General features: G+C 55.6%; 21 protein-coding genes. All 21 read left to right on the top strand.

Translation table 11 applies throughout. The annotated features are described in order from the left end of the window. The first annotated feature begins 11 nt into the window (after positions 1 to 11). The 21 genes from DXA66_RS04760 (at position 12) to DXA66_RS04670 (ending at position 14,550) form a co-directional block, all read left to right on the top strand. Entirely contained in the window at positions 12 to 1,052 is a 1,041-nt protein-coding gene (locus DXA66_RS04760) for a DUF2184 domain-containing protein (protein WP_243089029.1), read from the top strand. A gap of 72 nt (positions 1,053 to 1,124) precedes the next feature. After that, the gene (locus DXA66_RS14235; protein WP_158576301.1) at positions 1,125 to 1,295 is read left to right on the top strand and encodes a hypothetical protein; all 171 of its coding nucleotides are present in this window, start codon (positions 1,125 to 1,127) and stop codon (positions 1,293 to 1,295) included. Between the two features lie 3 nt (positions 1,296 to 1,298). Further along, on the top strand, positions 1,299 to 1,682 hold the full coding sequence (locus DXA66_RS04755; protein ID WP_118527172.1) for a DUF4054 domain-containing protein: 384 nt from the start codon (positions 1,299 to 1,301) through the stop codon (positions 1,680 to 1,682). Continuing rightward, positions 1,679 to 2,140 (top strand): hypothetical protein, encoded by a 462-nt coding sequence (locus DXA66_RS04750; protein ID WP_118527170.1) that lies wholly within the window; start codon positions 1,679 to 1,681, stop codon positions 2,138 to 2,140. The genes DXA66_RS04755 and DXA66_RS04750 overlap by 4 nt, the downstream gene beginning before the upstream one ends. Position 2,141: 1 nt before the next feature. Continuing rightward, complete coding sequence (locus DXA66_RS04745) at positions 2,142 to 2,567, top strand: hypothetical protein (RefSeq protein WP_118527168.1); 426 nt, start codon at positions 2,142 to 2,144, stop codon at positions 2,565 to 2,567. After that, entirely contained in the window at positions 2,564 to 3,244 is a 681-nt protein-coding gene (locus DXA66_RS04740; protein ID WP_118527166.1) for a hypothetical protein, read from the top strand. Before DXA66_RS04745 ends, DXA66_RS04740 begins: the two co-directional genes overlap by 4 nt. Then, positions 3,241 to 4,365 carry a DUF3383 family protein gene (locus tag DXA66_RS04735; protein ID WP_118527164.1) on the top strand — a complete coding sequence of 375 codons (1,125 nt, stop codon included), beginning with the start codon at positions 3,241 to 3,243 and terminating at the stop codon, positions 4,363 to 4,365. The genes DXA66_RS04740 and DXA66_RS04735 overlap by 4 nt, the downstream gene beginning before the upstream one ends. Before the next feature lie 14 nt (positions 4,366 to 4,379). Further along, the gene (locus DXA66_RS04730; protein WP_097780281.1) at positions 4,380 to 4,799 is read left to right on the top strand and encodes a phage protein; all 420 of its coding nucleotides are present in this window, start codon (positions 4,380 to 4,382) and stop codon (positions 4,797 to 4,799) included. Between the two features lie 11 nt (positions 4,800 to 4,810). After that, complete coding sequence (locus DXA66_RS04725; protein ID WP_118527162.1) at positions 4,811 to 5,359, top strand: phage tail assembly chaperone; 549 nt, start codon at positions 4,811 to 4,813, stop codon at positions 5,357 to 5,359. Between the two features lie 2 nt (positions 5,360 to 5,361). Continuing rightward, the gene (locus DXA66_RS14070; RefSeq protein ID WP_154276181.1) at positions 5,362 to 5,514 is read left to right on the top strand and encodes a hypothetical protein; all 153 of its coding nucleotides are present in this window, start codon (positions 5,362 to 5,364) and stop codon (positions 5,512 to 5,514) included. 5 nt (positions 5,515 to 5,519) lie between these two features. Further along, on the top strand, positions 5,520 to 7,694 hold the full coding sequence (locus DXA66_RS04720; protein ID WP_118527160.1) for a hypothetical protein: 2,175 nt from the start codon (positions 5,520 to 5,522) through the stop codon (positions 7,692 to 7,694). A 10-nt stretch (positions 7,695 to 7,704) separates the two neighbouring features. After that, positions 7,705 to 8,298, top strand: a complete 594-nt coding sequence (locus DXA66_RS04715) for a phage baseplate protein (protein WP_118527158.1) — start codon at positions 7,705 to 7,707, stop codon at positions 8,296 to 8,298. A gap of 11 nt (positions 8,299 to 8,309) precedes the next feature. Further along, entirely contained in the window at positions 8,310 to 8,618 is a 309-nt protein-coding gene (locus DXA66_RS04710) for a hypothetical protein (RefSeq protein ID WP_118527156.1), read from the top strand. Between the two features lie 458 nt (positions 8,619 to 9,076). Further along, positions 9,077 to 9,271, top strand: coding sequence for a hypothetical protein (locus DXA66_RS04705; protein ID WP_118527154.1), 195 nt, complete (start codon positions 9,077 to 9,079; stop codon positions 9,269 to 9,271). After that, entirely contained in the window at positions 9,264 to 9,806 is a 543-nt protein-coding gene (locus DXA66_RS04700; RefSeq protein WP_118527152.1) for a hypothetical protein, read from the top strand. The genes DXA66_RS04705 and DXA66_RS04700 overlap by 8 nt, the downstream gene beginning before the upstream one ends. Before the next feature lie 61 nt (positions 9,807 to 9,867). Further along, positions 9,868 to 10,713 (top strand): hypothetical protein, encoded by an 846-nt coding sequence (locus DXA66_RS04695; protein WP_243089028.1) that lies wholly within the window; start codon positions 9,868 to 9,870, stop codon positions 10,711 to 10,713. Then, positions 10,710 to 11,348, top strand: a complete 639-nt coding sequence (locus DXA66_RS04690) for a Gp138 family membrane-puncturing spike protein (RefSeq protein WP_118527150.1) — start codon at positions 10,710 to 10,712, stop codon at positions 11,346 to 11,348. Before DXA66_RS04695 ends, DXA66_RS04690 begins: the two co-directional genes overlap by 4 nt. 14 nt (positions 11,349 to 11,362) lie before the next feature. Then, a complete protein-coding gene (locus DXA66_RS04685; protein WP_118527147.1) occupies positions 11,363 to 11,728 on the top strand; it encodes a hypothetical protein in 366 nt (121 codons plus the stop codon). Then, on the top strand, positions 11,710 to 13,149 hold the full coding sequence (locus DXA66_RS04680; protein ID WP_118527145.1) for a hypothetical protein: 1,440 nt from the start codon (positions 11,710 to 11,712) through the stop codon (positions 13,147 to 13,149). Before DXA66_RS04685 ends, DXA66_RS04680 begins: the two co-directional genes overlap by 19 nt. After that, positions 13,142 to 13,825, top strand: coding sequence for a DUF2612 domain-containing protein (locus tag DXA66_RS04675; protein WP_158576297.1), 684 nt, complete (start codon positions 13,142 to 13,144; stop codon positions 13,823 to 13,825). Before DXA66_RS04680 ends, DXA66_RS04675 begins: the two co-directional genes overlap by 8 nt. Beyond that, positions 13,822 to 14,550, top strand: a complete 729-nt coding sequence (locus DXA66_RS04670) for a hypothetical protein (protein WP_118527141.1) — start codon at positions 13,822 to 13,824, stop codon at positions 14,548 to 14,550. The genes DXA66_RS04675 and DXA66_RS04670 overlap by 4 nt, the downstream gene beginning before the upstream one ends. Positions 14,551 to 14,552 lie beyond the last annotated feature (2 nt).

The raw sequence follows: 14,552 nt of genomic DNA, 5'->3' as shown, positions 1-14,552 counted from the left end.
GACAAAATCAGATGAACACTAACCAGAAATCCATGAGATACGACCAGAACGACTACAACGCTCTGCTGCACTCCGAGATTCCGGCCGCTCTGGTCGAAATTCCGCAGATGAACTTCGATGATGCCAGCGATGCCTCCGTGTTCTTCGCCCGCGAGCTGGATTACGTCAAGTCTCAGTCCTACGATGTGGAGTACCCGGAGTTCACCGCGCTGAAGCTGTTCCCGATGTCCAGCGAAATCAACCCCGGTGCCGAGACCGTCACCTACTACAGCTACGATAAGACCGGCATGGCGAAGATTATCAGCAACTATGCCACCGACCTGCCCCGTGCTGATGTGAAGGGCAAGCCCACCACCGCCATCATCAAGTCTCTGGGTGACAGCTACGGCTACTCCGTTCAGGAAATGCGTGCCTCTGCTATGGCAGGCAAGTCGCTGGATGCCCGCAAGGCTGAGTCCGCCCGCTACCAGATCGACTACCTGAACAACAAGATCGCGTGGAATGGCGATGCCGAGACCGGCCTGCGCGGCGTTCTGTCCAAGGATAACGATGTGCCGCTGTACGTCCCTGCGACCGGTGCAAAGGGTTCTACTAAGTGGGCCGACAAGACCGAGGACGAGATTCTGGCCGACATCACCGGTATGCTGAAGCAGGTCGCCCGCACCACCAAGAAGGTGGAGAAGCCGGACACTCTGGCCCTGCCGTCCGAGGCGTATATCGAGATTCAGAACCGCCGCATCGAAAGCACTGCGACCACCGTGCTGAAGTACATTCAGGATAATATCACGGATATTGCCCGCATCGTCTCCTGCCCGGAGCTGGACCCCGACAGCGTGGACACCAACCCGTATGCGGCAGAAAGCGATGGCAAGGGTGTTGCGCTGCTGTTCAAGAACGACCCCCGCAAGTTCACCATCGAGAACCCGCTGTCCTTCATGCAGTATCCCGTGCAGCCTGAAGGTCTGGAGATGGTCGTTCCCTGCGAGGCCCGCACCGCAGGCGCTATCATCTACTACCCCATGTCCATGCTGATTGCTACTGGCATCTGCTGATTCACCCGTGGAGCTGCTGTACGGCTGTACGTTTGTGCGGCGGCTCCTATCTTTTTGTAAAGGAGCCATGATATGAAACTGAAGAATATCGGAAACAAAATCATCAGCGTCGGCGCTACCGTGATCCTGCCGGGTGAAACCAAGGAAGTCACCGGCTATGATGACAACGAGATCGTGAAGTTCTTCATCGGGCAGGGAAACCTGTCCGATGTCAAGAGCCGCACTGCTGCGAAGGAGAAATAAGTCATGGAAGATGCCGTCAGAATTTTCAGGCTGGTTGCCACCGAGTTCGACGTGCTGAACGATGAGACCGTTGAGGCATGGCTGAACCTCACAGCGCCGCTCATCAGCAAGAAGGTGTTCGGGAAGCTGTATGACCAAGCCATCGCACTCCTGACGGCACATCGCCTGAAAATGGCCGGCTATGGCGACAACCAGTACGGAAGCGTAGGCGACGCTCTGCGCGTTGGAAGCTACACTGAAGGCGAAACGTCTGTCAGCTTCAACGTAAATCAGGGAACCAACCTGATGGCAGATGCCGAACTGGCGCTGACTCCCTATGGTCTGGAGTATTTGACGCTGCGGCGGCTGGTCGTGATCTCGATTCACTCAGCGGGTGAGTGCCGATGACTGGCGGGTGGGACCGGCTGACCCCGGAAGGGGAAAAGTTCTTCCGCCAAATTGATGAGCTTCAGGACAAGGAAGTTTTTGTTGGATTTCAGGCTGGCAAGGTCACAGACGACCGGGGCGTTGATATGGCTCAAATAGCTATGTGGAATGAACTGGGAACTTCGACCGCGCCGTCCCGGCCATTTCTGCGCAAGAGCGTTGATGAGAATGCTGACCCCATCAACGCCATGTGCGCACAGCAGCTAAAGGCTATTACTGCTGGCGGAACGGCCGAGCAAAGCCTGAAGCAAATTGGTGTATTCGGTGTGGGCTTAGTTCAAGAGAAAATCGAGAGCGGCAGCTATGAACCGAATGCGCCCTCCACCATCCGCAAGAAAAAATCAGACAAACCGCTGATCGACACCGGCAGAATGCGGCAGTCCGTCAAATACGTCATTCGCAAGAAAGGAAGTGGTTGATATGGGGCTTGGCATTTTTCGCAGAGCATTTGTTGTGCGTCGCTTCGGCGAGGAGAACATTGTCGATGGCTATGGGGTTTCCGGGTATAAAGACTTCATCACGTCCCTGAATGTTCAGCCGCTCTCCAAAGATGAGCTTCAGGCGCTCCCGGAAGGTGAGAATACCGTAAAGCGCATGAAGGCTTTCGGTGATCTCGTTTTCCATACCGCAGACCGCTCTGCCGGCCGCAGAGCCGACTGGCTTTTCTATCAGGGGCGGATGGACCCGGAAGGACACTGGTATGAATGTGTCAGCTCGCTGGGGTGGGACCACACGATGGTGGGTCACTGCCGCAGCGAGTTTGTTCAGGTTTCAGCAGCAGAGGCCAACCGTATGCCGCGCCCTGAAATCCGAGCAGATGGGAAAGGCGGGTATTGCTGCGTATGACGCTATCTGAGCTGAAGAAGTTGCTTGTGCAGCTCACCCAAACGTACTTTGCCGGAGCAACCGTGACGTATGCCAAGCAGAGTTTTGTAGCAAAGCCCGGCAGTCCGTTGGTCACGCTGACCACCGGCTCCGTCAACCGGTCGAGAAACCCGCCGGTCAAAATCATTGAAGGCACACCGGTAGCCTTTTATCCTGCATCTGTTCCTGTGCAGATTGATCTGTTCACGCATGGCAGGCAGGAAGAAGTGGCACCGGGCTTCACCCCCATTGCCGAAAACACAGCTGAAGATGATATGCTGGCCTTTGAGAGCTTCCTGAACTCCCCGTTCGTAACACAGTGGTGTCACCGGCATGACATCGCCATTGTCGTTCCTACGGCAGTTCAGGATTTGACCGATTTGGTGCATGATACCAACTACGAGTTCCGGGCAATGCTGGAAATCGCGGTTTATTTCACCATGACGGCCATCGGCATTACCGGAACGCTGGACATCGACAGCGTGAAGCATTCCGATGGCGAAGATGACATCCAAGCTGATGATGTCATCAACATTGAGCCGCAGGTAACCCCGACACCCAGCGGCGGCGGCAGTTCGGAGATGACTGCCCATGAGGGCGAATATTTCACGAATGCCGAGATAAATAATCGACCCGTAAAGGAGGAAAAAGATATATGAGCAATAGCCTCGATAGGATTTGTACCGTTGACATTTCGCTGGCGTCCCCCATCTCCAACGATGCCAACTTCGACAATATCCTGATTCTGGGTCCGGCCCCTGCAAATCCGACTGAAGATGTGCCTGCCGTTGGCGTGTACAACAGTCTGGAGGAGCTGACGGCGCTGGGCATCATCGCCACCGGCGAACGCGCTGACCCTGTTGGCGTAGCTGCGCGGGTGGCTTTTTCGCAGTCTCCCAGACCCCACGAGGTCTATGTTGCCTTTATGGGCGACATCGTGGACAAAGAGAGCGAAAACGCTGCATTGCAGACCGTAAGCGCCGTTCTGGAGAACGCGCTGGCCGTCAATGGCTGGTACTGCATCTGCCCGGTCGGTCTGGCAGATGAAAAAGTCAAGGAAATCATCCAGTGGACCGAAACCCAGAACAAGCTGTGCGGCTACATCGACAAGGACCCGGATAAACCCATTGTGGATGCCGGCCTTTATCTGCGCAGCTTCCCGTTCTTCCCGAAAGAAACGGCAGACCAGTTGGAGAACGACATCCCGGCTGAGAACCTGTACGGCATGGCTGTAGCTGCGGCCGTCAAGGCTATGAACTACCACGCCGGTCAGGAAACGTGGGCGCTGATGCCGCTTGCGACCGTTTCTCCTGCAAAGCTGACCAGCACGTTTATCAAGAAACTGGAGGCTGCAAATTTCAACTACGTCATTACCGTGGCATCCAAGAACATCACGCAGGGCGGCAAGACCGGCGGCGGTGAGTGGATTGATGTTATCCGCTTCCGCGACTGGATCCAGAACGATATGCAGGTTCGTGTCGTGAACCTGCTCATCGTCAACCCGAAGATTCCCTACACCGACAACGGCATCGGCCTTGTTGAGAACCAGATGCTTGCATCCCTGAAGGACGGCCAGAAGTACGGCGGCATTGCTCCTACGGAGTATGATGCAGACGGTAATGCTATTCCGGGCTACACCACGTCTGTGCCGCTGGCAGCAGACCTGACCAGCGCCCAGAAGGCATCCCGTATCCTGAAGGACTGCAAGTTCTCTGCCCGCATTGCTGGTGCTATCCATGTGGTGGAAATCAAGGGTTGCCTGACCTACGAGAAGCTGTAAGGGAGGGAAAGTAAATGTCCAGCAAGATCAAGACCTACAACCCGAAGGAAGTTATCGTCACCTGTGGTACGCACATTGTCACCGGCTATGCAGATGACAGCTTCATCAGCATTGAGCCGAACGGCGACGGTATTACCAAAAAGACCGGCTGTGACGGCGAAATTGCCCGTTCAATTTCGCCGGACAACACCTACAAGGTCAAGCTCACCCTGTTGCAGACCAGCGACAGCAACTCGTACTTCTCCGGTATGGTCGATCTCGACCGCGACACCGGCAACGGTCTGTTCCCGATTCTGATTAAGGACCTGAAGGGCGGTCTGGTGTTCAGCACGGAAGCTGCATGGTGCGTGAAGAAAGCACCCGTCACTCGCGGCAAAGAGACCAACAACCGTGAGTGGGAGCTTGACACCGGCGATGCCACCATGAACGAGTAAGGAGGACGCCGATGAATAACCTGAAGCAGCTCGAAACCCGCGAAGTAACCGTGGGTGAAAACATCTTCTACATCCGTCCGCTTCCGGCGTTCAAAGCGGCGAATATGACCGGCGAACTGGCAGCGCTCGTTCTGCCGCTCGTATCTGGCCTTGCACCGATGCTGTCTGCCGTGGATACGGAAAAGGAGGGTAACGGTCTGCTCGACATCAAGGTAGAAGATGCAGCTCCCGCGATTGCGGGGGCTTTCTCTTCGCTCGATGGCGATAAGGTCGAGAAAATCCTGAAGCACCTGCTGATCGCGGGCAGCAACATCTCGGTGGAGCAGCCGGGCGAAAAGGTGCGCCTGCTTACGGAAGACCTTGCCAACGAGGTGTTCTGCACCGATGTGCAGGATATGTTCATTCTGGCGTTTGAGGTCATCCGCACCAACTACAACGGTTTTTTCAAGAAGCTCGGCGACCGATTTGGCAAAGTCGCCGAGTGGGCGGAGAGGACGATGGCTCAGGCCCGGAGCGCTACGGCGACCTCGACCTCAGCGGTTTCACAGAGCTTGAGCTGAGAATGTATATCCTCATCAAGGCCCGGCTGGCATCCATGTGGGAGCTGAAGAACTGCTATACACTGGACGAAGCTCTGAAGCTCTATGCACTGTACCGCATGGAGCAGGACGTGGAAGCCGGCCGAGTAGAGGATATGGCTAAGGAGGTGAGCTGACCGGTATGACCATACGCGACATCGGTATCCTGTTTGGCTACAAAGTCGATCAGGCCTCCGAGCAGAAGGTAGAGGGCAGCATCAAGTCGCTGAAGTCGATGGCCTCCAAAGTTCTCGGCGCGGTCGGTATTACGCTGTCCGTCGCGGGCATCAAGAGCGCCATTGATGGCTGCGTTGAGGTGGCATCCTCCATTGAAGAGATGCAGAACAAGTTCGATGTTGTCTTCGGCGATATGCGGAATGAAGTCGATAAATGGGCGCAGGAATACTCCGATGCCATTGGCCGCAACAAAAACGACATCAAGACCTACCTTGCCGATCAGCAGAACTTGCTGGTCGGCTTTGGCATGACCCGCCAAGCTGGCGCTGAAATGGCCGAGCAGATGACCTCGCTGGCCCTCGACCTTGCCTCGTTTGGTAACATGGACGAAACAGCGTCCGTAAACGCCATGACGAAGGCTGTCATGGGTGAGTCTGAAGCCGCCAAGACGCTGGGTGCGGTCCTGAACGACAGCACCAGAGCGCAGGCGATGGCTACGCTGGGCCTGAAGGGAACCTACGATAAGCTAGACCAGCTCACGAAGATGCAGGTCAACTATCAGGCTATTCTCCAGCAAAGCCCGGATGCCATTGGCGACTGCCAGCGCAGCCTCGACAGCTACGAAAGCACCAAAAAGCGGTACATCGCCAAGCTGAAGGAAATCAAAACGATAGTCGGCCAGTTCTTCCTGCCGACCTATCAGAAGATTCTGGGCATTGGAGCAAAGGGTCTGACGATGATTCGTGACTGGCTCCAGAAGCTCACCGACCTTACGGATAAGCTGGGCGGCTCACAGCGTGTGCTGTCTGTTCTGGCTGCGGCGTTCACGGCCATGCTCGTGGCGATGAACCTCAAGAAAATCGGAGCGGCCATAACCGGCTTTACGAAGCTGGCACGGGCAATAGGACTGGGCCACGGAAAGGCGCTGGCCTTTTTTGCGGTCTTCCTGTTGCTGGCCCTCGTGATTGAGGACTTCATCTCGTTCATGCGGGGCGACAAAAGCCTGCTCGGAACCATGCTCGAACGAGCTGGCGTAGACTGCGAAAAGCTGCGCCAGAACATCGTCGGAGTATGGACGAAGATCAAGCAGGCCATCGGCTACATCGGCGAAGGCATCCGTAATGTGGTTGCTCCCATATTTGAGGGCATCCGAACTGCGGCGGTGGTGGCGTTTGAGGAGATACAGCAAGCCGTAGCCAAGGTAGCCCCCGGTATCGCTCAGTTCTTCAAGGAATTGTCGAGCGGGAAGGTTGATAAGAAAAAATGGACAGACATCGGTGAATCCATCGGCAGAATTGCCGTGGGCGTGGTGGCTGTCATAGCCGCTGTCAAGGGCATCTCGGCTATCTTTGGCGTGATTACAACCGTTATTTCTGTTGTGAAAGCGGTCATTTCCGTTATTAAGCTGGCCTTTGTTGTTGTAAAGAGCATCATCACCGTTATCAAGGTGGTCGGTGCGGTAATCTCTGTTCTTGCCAGCGCCTTCGGCCCGGTCATTCTGGCAATCGCCGCTGCAATCGCAATCGGCGTTTTGCTGTGGAAGAACTGGGACAAGATTCGTGAGGCAGCAGGCAATCTGCTGGAAGGCATCAAGGCTACGATTGGCAACGTCCGCGATGCCATTGTGACGGGCATCCAAGCGGCCATCGACTGGATAACATCTCTCCCGGCTGAAGCCCTGAAGTGGGGCTCCGACATCATCGACGGCATCGTATCAGGCATCCAGTCTGCGGTAGGTCGTGTAGGCGAGGCTGTAAAAGGCGTAGCCGATAAGATCAAGTCGTTCCTCGGCTTCTCGGAGCCGGAGGATGGCCCCCTGAGCGACTTCCACACCTATATGCCGGACATGATCGACCTGATGGCATCGGGCATCACTTCCGGCAAGAAGAAGGTGAAGGATGCACTGGAAGGCATGACCGGCGAAATGTCGGTCATCGCCAAGGCCAATGTGGTTTCCAAAGCTACCGGGCGGGGCGCAACCGGCAGAACGACCGGTGGACGCACTGTGACCCAGAACGTAAACATCAACAACCAGTTCAACGGCGACCGTGCCGGGCAGCAAAAGAGTTCTGAGGCTATGGATAAGGCCGCAGGCGATGCTACCGGCGAGATGGCCCGTGCGCTGGCATTTGCAAAGTAGGTGAGAGTACATGGCAAGAGCAAAACAGCCCGTCAGCGTCGATGACATCGAGTTTGATGCCCTGATCGACTCCGAAGAAGGCTATGAAGCGGATGTGCCTGAGTACCCGACCGAAAAGGGCTTCAGTGTAAGCGACACCATCGTGCTGAAAGCCGACACCCTGAACATGACGCTCTATGTGACCGATACGCCGGTGACATGGCGGAAACGTACAGGCTCCGGCCCCGGAAAAACGGAGGGCGTTGTTCGTCGGCTGAAGGACCTGTATTTCGCCAAGAAGATTCTCGAAGTCACGACCACTGACTGCGTGTATTCCAACATGGTGATTACAAGCATGAACATCAAGAAGTCTGTGGAGGTCGGCTACGCCCGTGAGATTCCGATAGCCTTCAAGAAGATCGAGGTGACGGAAACAGCCACCGCAGAAATACCGGCCAGATACGGCAAGTCGGGTAAAACAGGGAAAGCCGCTGGAAAAGCAAGCACAACCGCCGCAAGCACGGCGGGAAGCAGCTCATCCAGCGGTTCTTCGTCTGGTTCGTCCAGCTCCAGCAGGAGTTCTGTTCTCTATAACGTTGCCAGCAGCTTCGGCCTGCTGGGATAAGGAGGGCGTTCGTGGACTACTTCGTTATCGAAGTCCCGGACATGAACGACAGCGTTGTGAAGGTTTCCCTCCAAAGCAGGCTGTATCAGCTGCGTTTCACATGGAATGACACCGGCGGCTATTGGATGTTCGGGGTGATGGACTCGCTCGGAACGCCCATGCTGCTCGGTGTCAAGATGGTTCCGCAGTTTCCGCTCAACCTGCTGTTCGGCCGGGATGATATGCCCAGCGGCATCTTCGCTGTCCTGACCGAAAAGGAGAGCGTCGGTCGGCAGGATTTTGCCGATGGGACTGCTCGTTTTGTGTTTGTCCCGGCATGACGCTGGAACAAATCATCCGGTAAAATCAATTCTCATTTTGAACAAATATCTGAGGGTGGGTTTGACAATTCGTTCTCAGAAGGTTCCAGACAAATTTCCATATACTTTTACTGGTAAAGTCCGGGTTTAATCAGAGGCTTTTCAGAGGTTTTGGGATGAATGCCGTTCAAAATGGCCGATTTTACATGGAATCCGTTGGATTGTCCGCCGGACAGTCCTTGGACTGACCAAAACGGGAAACTTTCGCAAAACGCTCATATCATTGGTCACTTTCATTGCATTACCAGAACGGTAAGTTAGAATGAAGATGTGAACCGGGCAAACAAAAAAGAACCAGCGGCTCGCCCTCACAAAGCACCGCTGGTTCCTACATCTTGCCCGGAACAATCCTGAGAAGTTCCGTTGACACGATTATATCATGTCAGCGGGCTTCTTGCAAGATAAAGGAGTGTGCCGATATGAGTGCTATGGACCTTGAGCGCGAGGTCATCCGTATGGGCGATGTCGGTGTCGCTATCGACATGGTAGACAGCAACCTTGCGGATGGCAAGCTGGAGCAGGCTGAACGTGCCGTTGTGATTCTCCGGGAAATCTTCAAAGCCCGCAATGACGGGCTGCGGAACAGCTTCTACGGAGGTGGGCGGAATGCGTGACAACTGCGTGATTTTCACGACACCGGAACGTCAGGAACTCCGGGTCGTGTTTGACCCGGACGGAACCCCGTTCTTCTGCGGGCCTGATCTCGCTGCGATTGCCGGGTATGAGCAGCCGAGGAAAGCCGTCACCGGTGGCAACAAGGGAGTGAACCGTATCGACTCCGTGCTGCGGAAGGTGCCTTGGGACAACGGGATGCGGAAAGGCCGCTGCGAGTTCACCTGCTTCAGTGCTGAGAACGCCGTGAAGCTCCTGTGCCGCAGACCGGCTCCGTATGCGGCGATTCGCTGGCTGGAGGATGAGGTCATCCCAAAAACACAGGAAATGGGCGAGGAAGTTGCGCGGGCTTACCCCGGATGGAACAAGCCTCCCCAGCAGAAGGAAAAGCAGGAGCAGGACGTAACGATTGTGGAAGTCCATCCAAAGCGGTTTCTGGAGCAGGTTCCGGCAGATGGCGGGTCGCTCATCGAAAGACTGGACAATATCATCTTGGAATGCGTTTTGCTGAAGAAGGAAATCAGCAAGGCAAAGTAAGAAACCTTTATGGGCTGCGGAAACGCAGCCTTTTTTGTTGCCATCGAAAGGGGAGGATGCTGTGAAGAATTTTGACAGGCAGTACCGCTTATCCGCTGGAAAGGCAGGCTCGACCGGATTTGAAATAGGCGGCGGCAAGCGACCGCTGCACGTTTCGTTCTCAGTGGAAAAGGCTGACACCAACAGCCAGAACACGGCAAAAGTGACCATCTGGAACCTGAGCGATGAACATCTCGCAGAATTGAGTAAAAATGACTGCGTGGTCGTACTCCATGCAGGGTATGGCAACACCCGTCCGCTCATCTTCACCGGCGTAGTCACATTTGCTACGACAAAAGCTGACGGAGCAGACAGGGCAACGGAGATCGAGCTGGTGGATAACCGCATTGAAGTCCGCGACACCTACGTTTCCGTAAGCTATGCCGGGGCTGTAAACTGCAAGACCCTGATACAGGACACCGCAGACCAGATGGGCGTGACGGTTGCTTTCTCCTACAACGCAGAGTTCAAGGACATCCCGAATGGCTACAGCTATGTTGGCCCGGCAAGAAATGTGCTGACGAAAGCCTGCGAAACCAGCGGATTGACGTGGAGCATCAACAACGGCGTCCTACAGGTCAAAAAGCCGGGCGATACCATGAGCCGCGAGGTGTATGAGCTGTCGGCAGAAACCGGCCTGCTGGGCCTCCCTGAGCGTGTCCAAATCTCCAACGAGGACAAGGGGTACAGCTACGGCTGGGACGTGGAGTACCTGATGAACGCCGCCATCGGTCTGGACGATTATGTGTATCTGAATAGCAAGATGGTCAAGGGGTATTTCCGGGTCTACTCCGTCAGGATTGAGGGCGACAACATGGAAGGTTCATGGAGCTGTACAGCTCGTCTGCTGGAGGTGAAGCAAAAATGATGCAGGAGTTTGTTGACCAGATCAATAAGACTGCTCGCAGCGCAACAGACGATATGCACACAGCTTTGCCGGGCGAGATAAAAAGCTACGACCCGGGCAAGGGCGTCGCCACCGTGTTGCCGAAAGCAAAGTTCACAAAGCCAGATGGCAGCACGATGGACTTCCCGGAAATCTCCGGAGTCCCGGTTATGTTTCCGCAGAGCAAGAACGTCACGATTGCATGGCCTGTCAAGGCAGGCGATGGTTGTCTGCTGGTGTTCAGCGAGCAGGCACTCGACTACTGGATGTACGGTAATGAAACGGATACGAAGCTGAAGTTCGACCTGACCAATGCCATTGCAATCCCAAACATCGTCGCTGGAGGCAACAGTACCATGAAGCTGGCCTGCGATGAAGATGCCGTCGTTATTGCAGCGGGCGATACCAAGGTCAAGATCACGCCGGACACCGTGCAGGCCAAGGTCAGCGGAACCGTGCTGAGTGTGTTGCCCGACGGCGTGACCATCGAAGGAAAGCTCACGGTCAAGGGCGGCATTGTTGCCCGCGATGATATTGCCGCATCCGGCGGAAGCATCAGCCTTGCAGGCCACACGCACAAGGGTGACAGCGGCGGCACGACCGGGAAGCCGCAGTGAGGGGAGGAATAGGCTTGATTGACCTGAAGCTCAATGCCACCGGGGATTTGGACATCTCGGCGGCGGGCGATATATCATCTACGGACAGCATCATTCAGGCTGTCCGTATTCGTTTGCTCTGGTTTTTCGGAGAGTGGAGGCTGATGCCGTCGCTGGGCTTCCCTTACTTCGAGAACCTGCTGGTCAAAAATCCGAATGAGTCCAAGCTCCGGCATCTTATCCGGGAAACCGTGATGAGCGTTGATGGAGTGAAGGATGTGACGGATATTTCGTTTGACATTGACAAAAAGAACCGCAGTGCGTCCGTTGCAATTTCGTTCACTACGGACGAAGACAGGTTCAGAGAGGAGATCAGAATACCGTGGCAAAATATGGCTTAACACCGCAGGGGCCTAACCCGAAACGTCTGGATGCAATCCTTGAGGATATGCACAGCAAGATGACAGACCGCCTTGGCGTGAACACCCGCCAGAACCCACAGTCTTTGCTGAATCACCTGCTGACCAATGTTGCAGATGAAATCGCAGAGATGTGGGAATTTGGCGTGGATGTGTACCACTCGGAGTACGTTTCCAGTGCGACCGGCGTGAGCCTTGATTACGCGGCGCAGTTCGGCGGCTCCACGCGCGGAATGGCTGCAAAGTCCTACTACAGCATCCTCTGTACCGGCGTGGACGGTACGACTATTCCGGTCGGCACGTCGATTGCATCCGACACCAGCCCGGCCACGAACCTTGTTTCCAGCGCAGACGCAGAGATCACGAGAGCATCCTTCAACAAGGCCACCGTTATCCTCGCGTCCCCGGAGGCAAAAACAGCCCTTGGGGTGGCTCTTAACGGAAACCTATACACCATTACCCCTGATGTCAAAAAAGGCTCCAGTGAAGCCCTAGAGGCGCTGGGGACGGCCATTACCGATAAAGACTTCCATGTCACGGTCATAAATGACACCATCGTGATCGAAGCCGTGGATGAAACCAGCTCCAACACGCTGGTTCTGTCAGAGAATTTGACCACAGCGTCTGTCAGCAGCGTCGTTACGTTTGAAACGGTGGACGCCGGGGATATTTTCATCCCGAATGGAGTCATCACGAAGATCGTAAAGGCCGTACCGGGCCTGAATGCCGTTTCCAATGTCGGCTCCTACATTGCGGGCCAGCTTGCAGAGAGCGACATCGAGTTCCGAAAGTCCTATACGAACAAAATCTACAACCGCTCGTCTGCCATGCTGGAAAGCATCAGGAGCGCCATCCTGAAGAATGTGCAGGGTGTAGTCAGTGTGGCCCCCTATGAGAACTGCACAAACGAAGTGGATTCTGCCGGTCGGTGGCCGCACAGCATCGAGGTCGTAGTCGAGGGCGGCGACGCAACGGAAATTGCCCAGCAAATCCTGAACACAAAGGCAGGCGGCATCAACACTTTCGGCAGTGTAGAAGCCACCCTGCACGGCGTTTATGGCGAGGACATCGTGATTCGCTTCAACCGCCCGACGTATGTCAAGGTCTGGTTCCGTGTCGGAGTCACACTGAGTCCGAACATCAACCCTCCGGCCAACTACGCCGAACTTATCAAGGAGCAGATTCTGGGAAAGATGGCCGGGCTTGAGGCGGGCGAAAACGTCATCCCTCAGAAGTTCAATTTGCAGGTGTCCGGCATCGACTACATCGACGTGTGGCTGTACGCAACGCCGAATGACGGAGATATGCCGGGCGGCAGTTACAATCAGCGCAGCGTGTCCATCTCGGCGCGGGAACGGGCCGTCACCGACGAGAACCGAATCGAGGTGGTCATTGATGGTTGATTATGTCCAGAAGCTCCGGGATGATCTTGTGGAGCAGTTCAAGGGCAAGCCGGTCATCGACGCGCTCATGGAGGCCGTCGGTGATGAGCTGAACGAGGTTCGACAGTTCTACGAAGACCTGCGCGACAAGCGGAATATCCAGACCGCAGTTGGGAAGCAGCTTGATGGCATCGGCGACAATGCGGTTCTGACCCGCCTTGAAGCTGGTGCTTTGGCCTGCGCCAAAGAATCTGTGTATGTACTGGATGATGATGCCTACCGGACGTACCTGATATACAAAATCTGGAAGAACACCAACAACTGCACCTACTATGACATCATCCGGGCGTTCAAAATGTTTTGGGATAAGCCCCTGCATTACCGCGAGGACCCGGCTATCCCGGCCACCATGATTTTTGAAACAGATGCCCTGACACCGGAGGCTGACGTTTCAAAACTGCTGAACGCTCCGTTCATCAAGGCGGCGGGTGTGGCAATTCTGGTGGTTGCGAACACCGAGGCTCCTGAAATGGTCGCAGATGTGCCGGTCGAGGGCATTCTGGGCCGGGGCTATACGACAACGACCCTGCCGGAGATTGAAACCGGCGAAGCATTCATCGACACTGTGCTGCCGGTCCCGGCTGCACAGAACATCACGCAGACAAAACTGCCTGAACTTGAGGAGGATGAGTTATGAGCTACTATGGCTTTGTTGTTACTGACAGCGGCCGAGAGCTGATTGCCAAGCTGGTTGCCGGGCAGCAGCTCCCGATTTCCAAGATTATGGTGGGCAGCGGCACTATCCCGGATGATGTGAAGCCGGCCACGATGACCGCGCTGGTGGAGCCGGTGGTCGCTGGCACATCGACCGCGCCGGTCTATGATGGAGCCAGCGTCCGCATGATCGTGGAGTACCGCTCCGACCTGAACGGCGGTCTTGACCACGGATTTTGGCTCCGGGAGTTCGGCGTGTTCTCATTTGACCCGGACAAGGGCGAAGTCCTCATCTACTATGGCACGCTGGGTGACTACCCGCAGTACGTCAGCGCTGCATCCAACACCGGCGTAGATGTCCGCCGCTTCCCGGTGTGCATCGTCATCGGCGAAGGGCTGGGAGTCACCGTAGACTACAAATGCGAGGCGTGGATGACGGCGGAAGATGTGGAACAGTACTGCTCGGTCACGATGCTCCCGGCATTCCTGAAGGAAGCGCAGAAGCTCGTAGATGCCCACAACGACGATGAGGAGGCCCACCACTCCATCCAGAACAGCATCTCCGACGTGTCCGCCCGGCTGGCTCTGCTGGAGCTGATGATCAATACCTCCGTCACCGGCAATCCGTTCACGGTCACATTTGAGACGCTGGACGGCTTGACCGTTGCCGGCGTTTGGAACGCCGATCTGGCAAGGGTTGAATTTTGAGT

Source organism: Faecalibacterium sp. OF03-6AC (assembly GCF_003478175.1).
GTDB classification, from domain to species: domain Bacteria; phylum Bacillota; class Clostridia; order Oscillospirales; family Ruminococcaceae; genus Faecalibacterium; species Faecalibacterium taiwanense.
This window is presented reverse-complemented; position numbering and strand designations above follow the sequence as displayed.

What these genes read in the sequence shown, in the direction of transcription:
- DXA66_RS04730 (WP_097780281.1), top strand. Translation starts at nt 4,380, where the DNA reads ATGTCCAGCAAGATCAAGACCTACAACCCGAAGGAAGTTATCGTCACC.
- DXA66_RS04700 (WP_118527152.1), top strand. Translation starts at nt 9,264, where the DNA reads ATGCGTGACAACTGCGTGATTTTCACGACACCGGAACGTCAGGAACTC.
- DXA66_RS04755 (WP_118527172.1), top strand. Translation starts at nt 1,299, where the DNA reads ATGGAAGATGCCGTCAGAATTTTCAGGCTGGTTGCCACCGAGTTCGAC.
- DXA66_RS04725 (WP_118527162.1), top strand. Translation starts at nt 4,811, where the DNA reads ATGAATAACCTGAAGCAGCTCGAAACCCGCGAAGTAACCGTGGGTGAA.
- DXA66_RS04690 (WP_118527150.1), top strand. Translation starts at nt 10,710, where the DNA reads ATGATGCAGGAGTTTGTTGACCAGATCAATAAGACTGCTCGCAGCGCA.
- DXA66_RS04750 (WP_118527170.1), top strand. Translation starts at nt 1,679, where the DNA reads ATGACTGGCGGGTGGGACCGGCTGACCCCGGAAGGGGAAAAGTTCTTC.
- DXA66_RS14070 (WP_154276181.1), top strand. Translation starts at nt 5,362, where the DNA reads ATGTATATCCTCATCAAGGCCCGGCTGGCATCCATGTGGGAGCTGAAG.
- DXA66_RS04745 (WP_118527168.1), top strand. Translation starts at nt 2,142, where the DNA reads ATGGGGCTTGGCATTTTTCGCAGAGCATTTGTTGTGCGTCGCTTCGGC.
- DXA66_RS04675 (WP_158576297.1), top strand. Translation starts at nt 13,142, where the DNA reads ATGGTTGATTATGTCCAGAAGCTCCGGGATGATCTTGTGGAGCAGTTC.
- DXA66_RS04670 (WP_118527141.1), top strand. Translation starts at nt 13,822, where the DNA reads ATGAGCTACTATGGCTTTGTTGTTACTGACAGCGGCCGAGAGCTGATT.
- DXA66_RS04705 (WP_118527154.1), top strand. Translation starts at nt 9,077, where the DNA reads ATGAGTGCTATGGACCTTGAGCGCGAGGTCATCCGTATGGGCGATGTC.
- DXA66_RS04760 (WP_243089029.1), top strand. Translation starts at nt 12, where the DNA reads ATGAACACTAACCAGAAATCCATGAGATACGACCAGAACGACTACAAC.
- DXA66_RS04740 (WP_118527166.1), top strand. Translation starts at nt 2,564, where the DNA reads ATGACGCTATCTGAGCTGAAGAAGTTGCTTGTGCAGCTCACCCAAACG.
- DXA66_RS04720 (WP_118527160.1), top strand. Translation starts at nt 5,520, where the DNA reads ATGACCATACGCGACATCGGTATCCTGTTTGGCTACAAAGTCGATCAG.
- DXA66_RS14235 (WP_158576301.1), top strand. Translation starts at nt 1,125, where the DNA reads ATGAAACTGAAGAATATCGGAAACAAAATCATCAGCGTCGGCGCTACC.
- DXA66_RS04735 (WP_118527164.1), top strand. Translation starts at nt 3,241, where the DNA reads ATGAGCAATAGCCTCGATAGGATTTGTACCGTTGACATTTCGCTGGCG.
- DXA66_RS04715 (WP_118527158.1), top strand. Translation starts at nt 7,705, where the DNA reads ATGGCAAGAGCAAAACAGCCCGTCAGCGTCGATGACATCGAGTTTGAT.